Origin of the sequence: Methanofollis sp. W23 (assembly GCF_017875325.1) — an archaeon.
GTDB lineage: Archaea > Halobacteriota > Methanomicrobia > Methanomicrobiales > Methanofollaceae > Methanofollis.
On record NZ_JAGGMN010000001.1, the window covers coordinates 1,185,830 to 1,200,371 of the forward strand.

The 14,542-nt window shown below is 61.0% G+C and carries 14 protein-coding genes; 3 read left to right on the forward strand and 11 right to left on the reverse strand.

Going from position 1 to position 14,542, the window contains the following annotated elements:
- Nucleotides 1-9: 9 nt before the first annotated feature.
- Nucleotides 10-549 (forward strand): hypothetical protein, encoded by a 540-nt coding sequence (locus J2129_RS04955; RefSeq protein WP_209629814.1) that lies wholly within the window; start codon nt 10-12, stop codon nt 547-549.
- On the opposite strand, the gene J2129_RS04960 is transcribed toward J2129_RS04955, so the two are convergent.
- The gene (locus J2129_RS04960; protein WP_209629815.1) at nt 550-732 is read right to left on the reverse strand and encodes a hypothetical protein; all 183 of its coding nucleotides are present in this window, start codon (nt 730-732) and stop codon (nt 550-552) included.
- An 88-nt stretch (nt 733-820) separates the two neighbouring features.
- On the opposite strand from J2129_RS04960, the gene J2129_RS04965 reads away from it, so the two are divergent.
- Complete coding sequence (locus J2129_RS04965; RefSeq protein ID WP_209629816.1) at nt 821-1,375, forward strand: hypothetical protein; 555 nt, start codon at nt 821-823, stop codon at nt 1,373-1,375.
- On the opposite strand, the gene J2129_RS04970 is transcribed toward J2129_RS04965, so the two are convergent.
- On the reverse strand, nt 1,353-4,313 hold the full coding sequence (locus tag J2129_RS04970; RefSeq protein WP_209629817.1) for a PAS domain S-box protein: 2,961 nt from the start codon (nt 4,311-4,313) through the stop codon (nt 1,353-1,355). The two genes, J2129_RS04965 and J2129_RS04970, sit on opposite strands and share 23 nt — an antisense overlap.
- 387 nt (nt 4,314-4,700) lie before the next feature.
- Between J2129_RS04970 and J2129_RS04975 the strand changes: the two genes are divergently transcribed.
- Nucleotides 4,701-5,519, forward strand: a complete 819-nt coding sequence (locus J2129_RS04975; protein ID WP_245320629.1) for a heparan-alpha-glucosaminide N-acetyltransferase — start codon at nt 4,701-4,703, stop codon at nt 5,517-5,519.
- A gap of 97 nt (nt 5,520-5,616) precedes the next feature.
- Here the strand turns inward: J2129_RS04975 and J2129_RS04980 are convergent, their stop codons facing one another.
- The 9 genes from J2129_RS04980 to J2129_RS05020 form a co-directional block, all read right to left on the reverse strand.
- Complete coding sequence (locus J2129_RS04980) at nt 5,617-6,048, reverse strand: hypothetical protein (RefSeq protein ID WP_209629818.1); 432 nt, start codon at nt 6,046-6,048, stop codon at nt 5,617-5,619.
- 734 nt (nt 6,049-6,782) lie between these two features.
- Nucleotides 6,783-8,417, reverse strand: coding sequence for a serine/threonine-protein kinase (locus J2129_RS04985; RefSeq protein WP_209629819.1), 1,635 nt, complete (start codon nt 8,415-8,417; stop codon nt 6,783-6,785).
- Between the two features lie 88 nt (nt 8,418-8,505).
- Complete coding sequence (locus J2129_RS04990; RefSeq protein WP_209629820.1) at nt 8,506-9,288, reverse strand: FHA domain-containing protein; 783 nt, start codon at nt 9,286-9,288, stop codon at nt 8,506-8,508.
- A gap of 1,040 nt (nt 9,289-10,328) precedes the next feature.
- The gene (locus J2129_RS04995) at nt 10,329-11,177 is read right to left on the reverse strand and encodes a methanogenesis marker 8 protein (protein WP_209629821.1); all 849 of its coding nucleotides are present in this window, start codon (nt 11,175-11,177) and stop codon (nt 10,329-10,331) included.
- Nucleotides 11,178-12,839: an adenine deaminase gene (gene ade, locus J2129_RS05000; protein WP_209629822.1), complete on the reverse strand. Its 1,662-nt coding sequence runs from the start codon at nt 12,837-12,839 to the stop codon at nt 11,178-11,180.
- A gap of 2 nt (nt 12,840-12,841) precedes the next feature.
- Nucleotides 12,842-13,204 (reverse strand): hypothetical protein, encoded by a 363-nt coding sequence (locus J2129_RS05005; protein ID WP_209629823.1) that lies wholly within the window; start codon nt 13,202-13,204, stop codon nt 12,842-12,844.
- A gap of 133 nt (nt 13,205-13,337) precedes the next feature.
- A complete protein-coding gene (locus tag J2129_RS05010) occupies nt 13,338-13,835 on the reverse strand; it encodes a GTP-binding protein (RefSeq protein WP_209629824.1) in 498 nt (165 codons plus the stop codon).
- A gap of 152 nt (nt 13,836-13,987) precedes the next feature.
- Nucleotides 13,988-14,185, reverse strand: coding sequence for a hypothetical protein (locus tag J2129_RS05015; RefSeq protein ID WP_209629825.1), 198 nt, complete (start codon nt 14,183-14,185; stop codon nt 13,988-13,990).
- A gap of 29 nt (nt 14,186-14,214) precedes the next feature.
- The gene (locus tag J2129_RS05020) at nt 14,215-14,466 is read right to left on the reverse strand and encodes a hypothetical protein (RefSeq protein ID WP_209629826.1); all 252 of its coding nucleotides are present in this window, start codon (nt 14,464-14,466) and stop codon (nt 14,215-14,217) included.
- Nucleotides 14,467-14,542 lie beyond the last annotated feature (76 nt).

Here is a 14,542-nt window from a genome sequence, read left to right on the forward strand (position 1 = left end):
GGGCCCCGGATGCACCGCAGACCCGCCGCCCTCCTCCTCGCCTTCGCCCTCGTCGCCATCACCCACGGCGCCGTCCTCGGGGAGGAAGTGACGCTCACCGGCACGGCCCCCGCAGGGGAGACCGTCTACCTCTTCTTCACCGGCCCAAACCTCCCGGCCGGAGGCGTCGACCTCGTGCACCTCGACGCCGTCGCAACCGGCGAGCCTGAGACCTTCACCACCGTCACCGCCGGCGACGACGGCAGGTGGCGATACCGCTGGAAGACCGCCGGCCTCGGGATCGATCCAGGCACCTACACCGTCTACGCCTCTGACCGCCCGGCCGCGCACAACGACCTCGGGACAAGCGACGCGACCTACTCCACCCTTGCCGTCAGCCTCAGGCGTCCTGGCCTCGTCATCGACGGACCCGACGAGACACCCAAAGAGACCCCGACGACCCGGGTCGAAGAGACCGAGACCCCGGAGACCCCGGCCACCACCACGCCCTCACCAGGCCTTGCCGCGGCCGCCGCCCTCGCCCTTCTCATCGCGAAGCGCCGCCCCTGATCAGTCGTACTTCCCCTTCACCCCGGCCCACCCGGTATACCCGCAATAAATACACCCGTCCCCCCCGCACTCCTCACACCGCCGGGCAGGCTTCCTGACCCGCACCTTCCCGGTCTTCTCGCAGTACATACAGCCCGCACCCTCGCAGTGGTTGCAGACCACCTCCTCGTATTCAATCTCCATACCATTCTTTTGCCCCAGATGAGGCATTAACCCATCGAAAACCACCCCTCCAGACAAGACTTATCACGTTCCCTGCCCATCCTCCCGCATGCGCGAACTCGGACGCCAGGCCGTCCACCTCATCTTCGGCCTCGGCATCGCCGCAGTCCTCCTCATCCCCATCCCCGGGCTTGCCCCCAAAATCTATGCCGCCTTCCTCATCGCCGGCCTCATCATCAGCGAAGCGATCCTCCACGGCCGCCACGTCCCCCTCTTCACCGCGATCGTCGAGGCCTTCGAACGCAAAGAGACCATCCCTGGAAAAGGCGCCGCATACTTCGTGGCCGCCGCCCTCTTCTCCTCGATCTTCTACGACCCCCCCACCGCCTTCATCGCCGTCCTCTCCCTTGCCGTCCTCGACTCGGTCGCCACCGTCGCCGGACTCACCTTCGGCCGCCACCCACTCGTCAACGGCCGGACCCTCGAAGGCTCTGCCGGCGGGTTCCTCGCACTCGCCGCCGTCCTCCTCATCCTCCTCCCTCCCCTCGCCGCCCTCATCGCCGCAGCCACCGCCATGCTCGCCGAACTCCTCTCGCCAGTCGACGACAACCTCGTCATCCCCCCGGCCGTCGGGGCCGTCCTCACCGCCCTATCCTGGACCTGAACAACCCCTCGGGCACCGCGATCTCGAAACACGCCCCCTCCCCCTCCCGACCAGTCTCGGCGATCGTCATCCCGGTGATATCCAGGATCTCCCTCACCAGGAAGAGCCCGTACCCCGTATTCTTCCCAAACCCCGCCTCGAAGATCTGGGGCTTATGCTCGACCGGCACCCCTGCCCCATCGTCCTCGATGACCAGGACACCCCCCTCCTCGCTCTCCCTGAACGAGACCCTGATCTCCGAGACCTCGTTACCGTGCCGCACCGAATTTTCAAACAAATTAAAGACCGCCTTCTGGAGCATCGGGTCGGCAAAGACCTCCAGCGCCCCGGTCTCCACCGTGAGCGCGACCCCATTCACACCCAGGTCGCCGGCCGCCTGCCGCACCACCTCCTCCAGTCCCTGCCACTCAGGAGCCTTCACGCCCATATTCTCGTAGTCACGCGTGAACAGGATCTGCCGCTTGATCTTGTCGGTCAGGTCCATACATGAACTGACCCGCCCGCTAAGGGCACGGTCCGCCCCGGCCGAGCGCCCGATGAGATACAGGTAACCCTGCAATGCCACGATCTGGTTGACGATATCATGCCGCGTCACCCCGTTGAGAATATTCAGTTTCTTATTCGCCTTCTTCAGCGCCTCCTCATACCCCCTGACCTCGGTGATATCCTGGTGGACCCCGGTCATCCTGAGCGCCCGGCCCTGCTCGTCCCTCTGCACTACCTTTCCCTGGCTCCGCACCCATGCCCATCGTCCATCTCCCCGCCTCATCCTGAACTCGACATGATAATACTGGATCATCCCGTCAATATGCGCCCGCAAGGTCTCCTGGACACGAGGATAATCCTCAGGATGGATGAGATCGTCCCAGAGCCGATCACTTCTCTCCAGTTCGCCCTGGTCATACCGGAGCATCTGCTCATAGATCTGGTTGAAGAGCAACTCCCCTGAGGACGGGTTCCAGTCCCACACCCCCAGGTTGGCCCCTGAGATGACCAGGTTCATCGTCTCCTCGCTCTCCTTCAGCGCCCGCACCGCCTCGTTGCGCCTGGTGATGTCCCGCGAGATCGCCGAGAACCCGGTGACCGACCCGTCTTCATCCCTCATCGGCGAGATCGTGATCGAGACCTCGACCTCCCTCCCGTCCTTTCTCCTCCGCCTGCTCTCGTAATGCTCGGTCGTCTCGCCCCTCCTGATCCGCCTGACGACCGCCATGAACTCGCTCTTCCGGTCCTCAGGGGCCAACATCGAGACATGACGGCCGATCATCTCGTCAGGGGCATACCCATAGATTGTCTCTGCCGCAGAGTTCCAGCTCGTGATCACGCCCTCCAGGTCAGTCCCAAAGATCGCGTCCTCTGAGGACTCGACGATGGCCGCAAGCCTGAGCCGTTCGGCCTCGGCCTTCTTCTCTGTGGTCACATCGCGGAAGACGAGCACTACCCCCACAATCCTGCCGTCCCGGTCCCTGATCGGGGCGGCACTGTCCGCGATCAACCGCTCGCTCCCGTCTCGCGCGATGAGCGCGGTGTGGTTCACCAGACCCACCACCCGCCCGGTCTCGATCACCCGCGTCACCGGGTTCTCGGCCGTCCTGCGGGTTTTCTCGTTGATGATGACAAAGACCTCGTCGAGGGGATGGCCCAGCGCCTCTTTCTCGATCCACCCGGTCATCCCCTCGGCCACGGCATTGAGCATCACCACCCGCCCCATCTCGTCGGTCACGACCACTCCGTCCCCGATCGAACGGAGAGTGACATTCAGACGCTCCTCGCTCTCCCTGAGTGCCTGCTCGGCCTGTCTCTGCCTGGTGACATCGCGCATGATACTCTGGGCGCCACAGATCCCCCCTTCCTTGTCAAAGACAGGACCGCCGTTCATCTCGAGGTCGGCACACTCGCCGTTCTTCTGCACCACCCGGACATGCAACCCCTCGAAGAACTCCCCTTCAAGCGTCCTCCTGAAATGCTCCTGGATCCTCTCAAGGTCTGGACCCCCGACAAAGGACGGGTATGACTCTCCGACCATCTCTTCAGGCGTGTATCCGATGATCCGCTCCATCGACGGGGATGCGAAGGTGATCGTCCCGTCCCTCTCTCCAATAGTGACGCCGTCATAGATCCCCTCGGCGATGACCCGGTATTTGGTCTCCGCCTCCATGAGGGCTTCTTGTGCCTTTTCTCTCTCAGAAATGTCGACGGCGATCCCGTGAAGACCGACGAACTGGCCGTCCCCATCCCAGAGCGGCGTAAAAGTGAGGAGGACGGGGAACGCCTTTTCCCTGTCTCTTTGCCGCAGAACCCTGGTCTCATAATTGATCACTGGTTCACCGGTCCTGACCATCTCGCTCCCCCGCTCCCATGCCGCCTGCCGGTCGTCAGGGTGGAGATAGAGGTCCCACTTCTGGCCGATCACCTCCTCACGGCTCATCTCGAGTGCGGCAAGTCCGTACTTGTTGAGATAGGTGATCTCTCCCTCCCGGTCGGCCCTGAAGAGGATGTTTGGGAGACTCTCCACCAACTCCCGGTAATTTTTCTCCGACTCCCGCAGCGCCCGTTCGGTCCACCTCCTGTTCACCGCCTGCCTGACCTTGTGGGCCAGTTCGGTGAACTGGGAGACTGGATCTCCCCCCTTCTGGAGATAAAAATCTGCACCACTGTTCAGAGCCTCGATCACCACCTCTTCCCGCCCCTTTCCAGTGAAGAGGATGAAAGGCATCCCTGGGAAAAGACGGCGGACCGCCTTGAGAAAGGCGATCCCGCTGGTCTGGGGCATCTCATAGTCCGAGACGATGGCATCGTACCTGTGGGACCTGAGACAGGCCATCGCCTCTTCGGCCGACCCCGCCACGTCGACACAGAATCCCCCCTGGTCTTCAAGAAATTCCCTCCCCACCTCTAAAATCGCGGGTTCGTCGTCCACCAACAGCAGATGAATCATATTTCACCACCAACTCAGCAGGATTCTAATCGACCATTCGATCGACGATATATATTATTTATTCCATATGTCGTCGCCAGGAAAATCTCTTGACAAAGAAAAGAATAAAAATGGGCTCTGTAGAAACCCTCTGGATGCCTCTCTCTGGCGGGGGGCGTGCCGCCCCCCGAACCCCCTCGAATATGATCGCTCGGGGCCCTGAGCACCCTCTTCAGGAACGTCGAATATGCCTCCCTGTCCTGATCTCCGCCCAGGGGATCAGGGGGCAACCCCCCGGGCAAGAGACTATGGGAAGGCAATCCAATCGCCCTCACACCAAGAATGAGCGAGGAGTCCCACAGGGCCGACTTTTTCTCTTCTATGCGGCGTGAAAAGAGTCATCACCTCTTGGGGTGTATAGTTCTCACTCCAGATATGCCGCACCCGCACCAGACCCGGGTCCAGGACCTCGTGACCGGAATCTTCTCCACCCATAGCGCGGGCCGCAGGTTCCTGGAGATCGACCTCCTGCGCGGGGTGGCGATCCTGATGATGGTCCTCTACCACTTCCTCTTCGACCTCTCCTTCTTCGGGATCGCCGACGTCGAGGTGCACACCGGCGTCTGGAAATCCTTTGCCCTTGCCACGGCCTCGCTCTTCATCGCCCTTGCCGGGCTCTCGCTTCCCATCAGTTATGCAAGAAGAAAAGACAGGCTTTCAGGGCAGGCACTCTGGGCCGACTATGCACGACGTGGCGGGAAGATCTTCCTGTACGGTCTCCTCGTCACCCTCGCCACCTGGCTCTACCTCGGCGACGGGTTCGTGGTCTTCGGGATCCTCCACCTCATCGGATTTGCCATCATCGTCGCCCCTTTCTTTCTCAGGTTCGGACTCTGGAACTTCCTTATCGGAGCGACGGTCGTCCTCGCCTCCGTCCCTCTCGCCGGGGTCAACGGTCCGTACTGGCTCCTCTGGCTCGGGGTCCACCCGGCCTCCTTCTACAGCGTCGACTATGTCCCGGTCATCCCCTGGCTCGGTGTCGCCCTCATCGGGATGGCGATCGGGTTCTGGCTGTACCCTGACGGGAAGAGGCGGTTTGGTGTCCCTGAGGTGCACCACTGGTGGGCGGACCTCCTCTCGCTTTTTGGCAGGAACTCGCTCTTCATCTATCTCGTCCACCAGCCCGTGATCGTGGGAGTGATGATGGCCCTTGGACTGGTGGCGTGAGGAGAAGGAGGCGAGAAGATGGGGAAGGCGGTTGAATCGTACTTGAACCAAAAAAAGTGAGGATTTCTACAGGGCCAAAATAAGGGGGCTTTCCCTCTCACGCGGACCTGACGCACCGGCCGTGCTGGAAACCGCACCGCTCGAACCCTGCGGCAATCCCGCTCTCATCGAGGGCGGCCTGCAATTCGGTCCTGAACTCCTGCATCGTCTCGAATGCCGTCTCGCAGTCTCCGTGCTCACGAGCCTCCTGCGCAGTCTTGAGGAGAGCGGTCAGCGCCGAGGTGTCGTACCCGCTCTCATCGAGAGCGCCGAGCACCGGGGCCGCAGGGTATGCGCCGTGGTTGCCCGCACCAAACCCGTGCCCGCCGAATCTGTTCTCCTCGCATACAACGCCCGGCGCCCCTCCCCGGGCATAATGCATGCCAGGGGCGTCGCCGGATCCTCCGCCGAAGAATGCGCTCGCCGGCATGGCGAAGAACGCACAGACGCAGCAGAGGCATATGATTCCGATGATGCCGATCTTTCTCATGTTTTTCCTCTGGATATTCGGTGCCGGAAGGCACCCTGATCACCACTCGGCAGGTGTGGATAAATATTCCCGAAATACCCGGAGTGCAACGGTTGAACCGGTTGGTTCAACGATATGATTTGTAGAATTTTTCATGAGGCGAGAGCACGCCTCAAGCATACGGGATGAAAATTCCTCGTCGCTTGATCGCTCTTTTTCAAGAGAGGAGAATCGATGGAGATCATGTTCCATTAGCCGCCCCACCAATCTTCGGTCCGTGGGGGGTCCGGGGGGTAAAACCCCCCGGCGCGAGACAGCGGTGAAGATTCGACGATTTGGGGCGGCCGATCAGATCGACGTGCCTTCCCACACCCTTGCACCGGGGGCGCTGCCCCCGAACCCCGGGGATGAAGATAGGATCGGGAAGGCAGAGGACCGATCACGCTGAGGAACTTTCTATCCTCTGCGTATCGGCTTCAACGAGATATGGCGAGTTCAAACTCTCATACAAACCTGAAGAGAGGATCGTCAGGATCATTTTCATAGTAATTTTTCATGAGGGGAAAGCACGCCTCAGACATGCCGAATGAAAATTCTATTTGGTCTCCGGCGTGTGGATCCTTGCTCCCTCTTCGGAGCAAGACACCAGATGAAACCACCACTTCATTGCCGCCCCCGCATATCCTCTCTCCGTGGGAGTGGCACGTCGGATCATCACGCTTTCACTTCAGGATCGATCCACAACATCCAACAGTTCACCCCTTCTCCTCGACCTCGTCGAGGGCGTCGAGGAGTTCAGCGGCCGTGTGATACCGCCGCTCAGGATCCTTTGCCAGACACCTCCCGACGACCCGGTCCCATCCGGCAAGGGAGGGATCCATCACCGAAGGCGGCGGCGGGTCGGCGGTGAGGATCGCCATACTCACCTCGCCGATCCCCTCACCCGTGAACGGACGCCTGCCGGTGAGGAGTTCATACAGCACCACCCCAAACTGGAAGATGTCGGTCTCTCTCCCGAGGGGCCCGAACTTTGAGGGCGAAACCTGTTCTGGGGCTGCATAGTCCAGGGAGAAGGCGATCACCCCGGTTATCCCGGTATCAGCCATCTCCTTACTCAGACCCCAGTCGGTGATCTTTGGAACCCCTCCTGGTGCAAGAAGGATATTTGCCGGTTTGATATCCCGGTGGATCACCCCCCTCTCGTGGGCATATGCCAGGCCCGCAGCGACTCCCTGTGCGATCTTTACGGCCTCCGCCGGGCTCACCGGTTTCTCGATCTCCTGGAGCGACCGCTCCACATACTCCATCTCGACAAAGGGGACGGGAAGGATGTTGAGGGCGTACAACTTCACGATATTCCGGTGGTCAAGCCCCTCCCAGATCCGCATCTCCTTGAGGAAGTAGCGCCCAGTCAGTTCGTCTGTCCCCAGGGGGATCTTGACCGCGACGACCTCGCCGTCGGTACGGCGGACCGCACGGAACACCTTCGCGTTCCCACCCCTGCCGATGTAGATCACGTCGGTGTACCGGCCCGCAAGCCCAGCGGGAAAACCCGAGGACGGAGCAGCGGTGGCCACCGCCTCGTCGTCCCCGACGATCGTCAGGGGCCCCTCGTCACCGCCGCCGGTGATGGTCATAGGCCCTCGTTCCGCAACGGTGAGACTCCGCATCTGGAGAACCGGAAGGAGTGCGGACGCAACGAGCACCAGGACCAGAAGGAGATCACCGCCCGACCCGCGGAAGAGCGGCATGATTCCGATCAGACCGACCAGGAGGAGGCCCAGCGCCGGAAACGGATGGGCCCTGAGAAGATAGACCGTCGGGACACGCCTGAACGAAGCATACGCCAGGGCGAAGGAGGAAAAGGCAAGGTAGACAAGGCAGATACCCATGATGGCGACTGCCAGATCAGGCGCTCGCCCTCCACCGGTGACCGGGCCTGTCGCCACTACACTGAATGACGAAAGGGCGCCGATAGCGGAGACGGCGGAGAAAGATCCGAGAATACCGTACGCTACTGTGAAGAGGGCGCAAGCCCATCCGGGGAAGGCGTATCGGTAGCCACGAGACGGATCCCTCCCGAGGACAAAAAGCACGGCGACAACCAGGATGGAGAGACCGCCGCTCACGAGTGCGGTGAAGAAGGCCATCACCGTCGCGGTCATGGCGGCCTGATGTGCCGCCGGATGGATCGCGCTCCTCGCCGCCTGGAAGCCGGGTTCGTCCCCGGTGGCATTGCCCCCCCGCCAGGAATGTTGCATCTCCTGGAAATCCGGATGCGGCCCTTCGACCGGGATCATCACCTCAGTCGCTCCCATAACCGAGGCGACCACTCCGACGAGGAAAAAAAGAAGAAAACACCAGAGGGAGAGGGGCTCGGGGGATTGCATGCATGTCACCGGAGAGGGGAGGTATTTTGACCTGAAAAAAATATGGGGAGACGAGGGTATGAAACCGACGGAAGGTGACCCCGCCGCCTCAGGCCCCTGGCAGGGTGACGACGAGACGGGCGCCCTTCATGCCCTTCCCGAGACCGATGAGGTCTCCGTCACTGAGGGCGACCCTCTCTCTCCCTTCAAGCGGCACACTGTTGAGCACCGTCCCACCGGTGCTCCCGCAGTCCTCCAGGTACCAGACACCCTCCTCCAGCGACAAGAGGGCGTGCGGGTGCGTGACCCTGGTCACCGCGGCGTAGTGTTCGGCGAGGACGATGTCGACCACCCGGTCGTATCCGCCCTCCCCGCCCGGATCCTCGCGACCGACAGCAACCCGCTCCCCATGGAGGGGGAAGACCTTCCCGTCGTCAGGCCCGCCAAGGAGCATCAGCACCGGCACGGCCGTTGCGAGTTCCTCAGAGACCTGCCCCTGCACCGCGGCAATCCGTTCTGAAAGCGCAGCGTCGGCGGGCATGAGTCCGACATTGCCGAAGAGACTGAGGCTCCTGACAATCCCTTCCATCCCGCCCGGGACCACCGAATACTTCCAGACCGGGTGCACCCCTTTTGCCGTCGGCCTGCTCATCCCGGCCTCTTTCCTGACCACCCCGATCCTGAGCAGTCTGTCGAGGTGTTTTTTGGTGTTCTCATAACTCGTCTCGATCTCGCGCGAGATCTCCCTGACATCCTTGGGTCGCCGCTCGATCGCCTTCAGGATTCTCAGGCGCGTCCCGCTCCCGAGCACGTCAAGATACTCGGAAAGTTCGGCGAGGAAGTCCTCGTCGCGCTCGACGAGAAGTGTATGGGTTCCTTCATCCCCCTTCATCGTCTATCATATCCCTTCATGCACCCAGAGGGTATGAACCCGTCGCCGCTCTGTGGGGGACGTGCCCCCCGCCGACCCTACGCACGAAGATAGACACTGGACTGCGTTTTCCTCTTCATGCCTGTTGAGGGTGCCTTTCCGGCTCAATCTTCCACCCGGAGGGTCCAGGGACAGAGACCGATCATTCAGAAGAGTCGATCAGTCTCCCAAGAACGTAGAGTCTGCCTTCTTTCTCCACCCTCTTCTCGTGGGGGAACAAGCGTCAGCAAGTCCGAGATTGGGGAAGGGTTTCGCCGTGTCAGTGAGGACGATCTTGAGATACGCCGTCCTTTTCTCTATCAAGGTAAGGGGATAGGAGGAAATAATCAGGACCGCGATGACCTGAAGTCCACTCAGACAGATCAATGAGTTTTCGGCCCTGTAGAGACCCATAAAGATCGGTCAGGGTGGCTTCTGATCACATGGCTTCCCGCCTCGGTCACGCCAGGGGGTGCATCCCCCGACCCCCACCACACGATTTTGGTCGAGGACGCCAACCTCTTTCGTCGTGGTCGTCGATTCTGCCTTCCGTGCTCGATCTTGCTTTCGGAGGTCCGGGGGCACTCGTCCCCCGGCGCGAGCATTGAGGAAGGCAGTTGAGTCACAATTGCACCTAGAAGAGGGGAGGGTTTCTACACAGCGGGACGATCTTTAAGTTTCGATGAATTAGTGGGGACAGCGACACTTGAAGTCCACACAGACAGATCAATGAGTTTTCGACTCTGTAGAGAACCTTACAGATCTGTCAGAGTGGCCTTCTGATCATATGCCTTCCCGCCTCGGTCGCGCCGGGGGGTGCACCCCGGACCCCTGCCCCACGATGGGTCGAGGACGGGGCAATCCCTCTTCAGGGAGTACGAATATGCCTTCCCAGCTCAATCTTCATCCTGGGGGTCCGGGGGCAGCGCCCCCGGTGAGATGATGGGGAAAGGAGGTTGAGTCACGCGCACATCAGGAATAGGTGAGGGTTTCTCCAGAGCCAAAACATCGGAGGCCCCAGGTCACACCAGGGGCTCGGGCCCCCGCGGCCCCGCGACCGGGAGCGTCCCGCCGGTGACCACCACCTGCCGGTCGGTCTCCCTGATCTTATCCAGGACGATCTCCTTGCCCCTCTGCGTGAGGGCGAAGACCGGGACCGCAGTCCCGGCCTGGAGGAGGGCCCGCCGCCCGGCAGCCTCGCGGAGGTGCCGCGAGGCGCAGACCGCCACGATGTCCGCCACCGCCGCCATCTGCTCGGCCTCATCGACCGACAGACCGGTGAGGTGCACCCCCACGATGAGGACATCGGGATAGCGCCTCCTCACCTCGACGGCGACCGCGGGGGAGGCGACCGTCACCGCCACCGCCTGGTGCCCGGCCTGCACCGCCGCCTCGACCCCGGAGACCGGATCGATCCGCGCCGTGGCCGGGTCGAGCACGGTCCCGCCGTTCTCCTCGATCCGCCTGATCACCGCAGGGATGGGCGAGGTCTTCACGAGCCCAGACATCCGCCCGCCGATCCCCTGGACCAGCCGCGGATTTCTGGCGAGCACCGTCCCGGCGCCGTCGCAGGCGATGACCGCAGCGTCGAGATCGCCGCGCCGCACCGCCGCGCTCATCAACTCCGAGGCCCCGAAGAGGACGAAGTCGGGGTCGGCAAGCACCTCGCGCGCCGGCGTGCACATCCCAAAACCGCGGATCCGCGCCTCGATGTTCTTCTTGATCTCCTCTCTCGTCATCTCCCGGACCGGGGACGAGAAACGTTCCGCGAGCGGGCACGACCTGATCACGGGCTCGCCCACCTCGACGACCTTCCCGTCCCTCACCACGACCCGCGTCTTCCCGGCGGCCTCGATGATATGCTCGTCCATCTACTCATCCTCACAGAAGAGGGGGACGTCGGCAAATGCCGCCGCATCAAAGACCCCGCGGTCGGTCACCCGCAGGTGCGGGATCACAGTGAGGGCAAGGAACGAGAGGTACATGAACGGATTCCTGACCGCCCCCATCGCCCCGGCCTCCTCCTTGAGGGCCGAAAGAATCTCGCAGACCTCGGAGTAGGGCTCGGTCGCCATCAACCCCCCGCACGGGAGCGGGAGGGCCGTCACCCGTTCGCCTCGCACCGCGACCACCGCGCCCTGGTGGGCGATCACTTCCCTGATCGCCAGGCAGATCTCCTCGTCAGAGACCCCGACAGCGATGATGTTGTGGGTGTCGTGGGAGACGCTCGCGGCGATCGCTCCCTCTTTCATCCCAAAACCATGGACCAGGCCGACCCCGCACCCCCCGTGCCGGTAGCGGTCGCAGACCACCACCTTGAGGACGTCCTGCTCAAAGTCGGGGACCGCAGTCACCCTCATCCGCAGGTCGTCGGTGACGACCTGCCCTTTGTTGAGCCCGATGACCCTGGCAACGCCCTCGCCCTCGATCCTGAGGTCCTCGTCGGGGGCGGGCGGGCGGCACCTGAAGACCGGCGGTGGGGAGACCGGCGCCTGGTAGCCAGGGTCTTGGTAACGTGCACCCCGCACATAGGTCGCCGCCACCTCGAACTCTGCCGAACTCTTGAGCACGCAGAAGTCAGCCCGTCGGCCAGGGGCGATCGCACCCCGGTCGGTCAGCCCGAAACGCTGGGCAGAGGAGAGGGTCGCCGCCCTGAGCGCTACCTCCAGAGACACCCCGCACCCCACCAGTTTCCTGATGCAGTCATCGATATGCCCCTCAGAGACGAGCATATCGGCATGCCGGTCGTCGGTCGCCAGACAACAACGCGACGAAGTGCAGGGTGTGAGCAGCGGGGCAAGGGCTCTGATGTTCCTCTCGGTCGAGCCCTCTCTGATCATGATGTACATCCCGAGACGGAGTTTCTCTTCTGCCTCTTCAAGCGAAGTAGACTCGTGGTCGCTCTGTATCCCGGCGAACACGTAGGCGTTGAGATCCTTTCCTGAGAGGAGTGGGGCATGACCGTCCCTGACCTGCATGAGCCCGAGTTTTTTCCAGACCTCGGGGTCGCCGTTCAGGACGCCAGGGACATTCATCATCTCGCCCAGGCCCACCACATCCTCTCTCCCGACAAACTCCGCAAGGTCTTCAGCCGTGAGCACCGCCCCGCCCTCGTCATGGGGTGTGGCAGGGACACATGAGGGAAGAGTGACCTTGACCGAGAGGGGGGAGCGCGCACCCTCTGCAAGGATGAACTCGATCCCCTCCGTGCCTGAGACATTGGCGATCTCGTGTGGGTCGGCGACGACCGTCGTCGTCCCGCGCGGGAGGACCACCCGTGCGTACTCGCCAGGCGAGAGCATCGAACTCTCGATATGCGCATGGGCATCGATGAGTCCAGGGACGACCTTCGCGCCCTTGAGGTCGACGGTCTCCAGCCCTTCGTAGCCCTCGCCCATCCCGACGACCGTCCCGTCCTTCACTGCAAAAGAGGTCTCCTCCCAGGAACAGGTGAAGGGGTTGTACAGAGAGAGATGGGTGAAGACCTGGCCTGCGGTCACCCTCCCGCGTGCGGCATCCATGTATGCGTCCATGCTCACACCTGGATATCCCTGATCACTGCGGCCGTCCGTTCATCCCCTTCTAGGAGATAGAGATAGAGTTTATAGGAACCAGGTTCAAGGGCCACAGGATAGGAGAAGGTATTGGTGCCGTCCTGTAAATCTACACTCCTGACGATGGTCTCGACCTCTTCCTGTTCAAAGGTGCTGGTCCTGGAAATGGTCACCTGGAAGGTAGCCTCCAGCGGTCCTGACGGGTTGTCCACCTTGACCTGGAGAGCGCCATCTGCATAGTCCACCTCTCCAAATCCGGTGCCAGTACATCCTGCGGTCAGCGCGAGGATGCAGAGGCAGGGGAGCCAGATCAGAGGTGCAGTCCGGGGAATTGCTGCCATCATCAGAATGTGACCGCTGGGAGAAGATATAGTATTGGTTTCCAGTTCCCGGCGGTCGAACTGGAATAAAAAGAGGGGGTGAAAGGGGACCGATTGAACGGAGAACTCTGGCACCGATGAATGGTATTGAAATGGGTTATGCGGGATTGCACCCCTCGACAATCCCGCTGACAAAGGAGACAAGGGCTTCATGGACATTTTCCCCGGTCCGTGCCGAGATGAGATGGACCGAGGCGTCACCGACCGCCTCGGCATAGAGCGACGGCCTTGACTCGGGGAGGTCACATTTGTTGAGCATGAAGACGACCGGGAGACCGGTCTCTTTCAACCATGAATATAATTGTCTTGTCATCTGATCTGGCGCAATGGTCGAGTCCGCCACGATGATCGCTCCGTCCATTCCCCTGGAGAGGATCTTCCTGGCAAATTCAAACCTGTCCTGACCGGGCGTTCCGAAGAGGAAGACCTGCTGCTCTCCCACCCGCACCCTCCCAAAGTCGAGGGCGATGGTCGTCGCCTCGCCGTCGCAGTCTGCCTCGATGTGTCTTGCAGAGGGATCGAGGGCAGTGATGAGAGAGGACTTCCCTGCATTGAAGGTGCCAAATATGCAGAGTTTGAGTTTCTCGCGTGCCATCACCATGTGGTGCGACGCAGGTTCATATCTACTTTTCGAAACTCACTTCTGCGTAATTTACTTATTTTATAGAAAAATTGGGAGTATTTGTCTCTGAAAATGTGTTGCCCCACCCATCAGCAGGGCAAAATACGATCCCCGTCTTCACCAATTTAGATCTTCTCGACCGTGATCCGTACGCGGTCGCCCGCCTTGAGGCCATGGGCCTTCGGGATATCGATATTGAACCAGAGTTGTTCAGGGTCCTGTTCGCCCCCACTTTCAGGGCCCTGCTGCATAATACAGTCCTTGAACTCGTTGATCCTGGCAACAAACTCGATCTCAGACTCGAAAGAGACAATCGGTTCCATACCTAAAAATTGTAGTTATAGTATATGTATCATGCCGCCCTGGGGCTGACCATCCAGGTGGTCGAGTTTGAATAGCTCCAGCGTGTGATCTCGAGTTCCTCGCAGATCTCAGAGAGGATCGCGAGGTTTGTACCGACCTCTTTTGCTGAAAGTCCGAGGTCATGGGCGATGTATTTTGACTTGAAGTAGTGCTTCCCTCTTCTCAGACCGCCTATTAAATATTGGACAATCCGGCTCTGTGTATCATTATAATTTTCTCGGAGACTTTTATGTTTGACCATCTCGATACCTCGACTTGTTAGTCCTATCATCAGTTGTTTATATATATCTTACGTTTTCTATCCATTTTATCCCAGG

Coding starts and splice junctions, on each gene's coding strand:
- J2129_RS04955 (WP_209629814.1), top strand. CDS start 10: ATGCACCGCAGACCCGCCGCCCTCCTCCTCGCCTTCGCCCTCGTCGCC.
- J2129_RS04960 (WP_209629815.1), bottom strand. CDS start 732: ATGGAGATTGAATACGAGGAGGTGGTCTGCAACCACTGCGAGGGTGCG.
- J2129_RS04965 (WP_209629816.1), top strand. CDS start 821: ATGCGCGAACTCGGACGCCAGGCCGTCCACCTCATCTTCGGCCTCGGC.
- J2129_RS04970 (WP_209629817.1), bottom strand. CDS start 4,313: ATGATTCATCTGCTGTTGGTGGACGACGAACCCGCGATTTTAGAGGTG.
- J2129_RS04980 (WP_209629818.1), bottom strand. CDS start 6,048: ATGAGAAAGATCGGCATCATCGGAATCATATGCCTCTGCTGCGTCTGT.
- J2129_RS04985 (WP_209629819.1), bottom strand. CDS start 8,417: ATGCAATCCCCCGAGCCCCTCTCCCTCTGGTGTTTTCTTCTTTTTTTC.
- J2129_RS04990 (WP_209629820.1), bottom strand. CDS start 9,288: ATGAAGGGGGATGAAGGAACCCATACACTTCTCGTCGAGCGCGACGAG.
- J2129_RS04995 (WP_209629821.1), bottom strand. CDS start 11,177: ATGGACGAGCATATCATCGAGGCCGCCGGGAAGACGCGGGTCGTGGTG.
- ade (WP_209629822.1), bottom strand. CDS start 12,839: ATGGACGCATACATGGATGCCGCACGCGGGAGGGTGACCGCAGGCCAG.
- J2129_RS05005 (WP_209629823.1), bottom strand. CDS start 13,204: ATGATGGCAGCAATTCCCCGGACTGCACCTCTGATCTGGCTCCCCTGC.
- J2129_RS05010 (WP_209629824.1), bottom strand. CDS start 13,835: ATGGCACGCGAGAAACTCAAACTCTGCATATTTGGCACCTTCAATGCA.
- J2129_RS05015 (WP_209629825.1), bottom strand. CDS start 14,185: ATGGAACCGATTGTCTCTTTCGAGTCTGAGATCGAGTTTGTTGCCAGG.
- J2129_RS05020 (WP_209629826.1), bottom strand. CDS start 14,466: ATGGTCAAACATAAAAGTCTCCGAGAAAATTATAATGATACACAGAGC.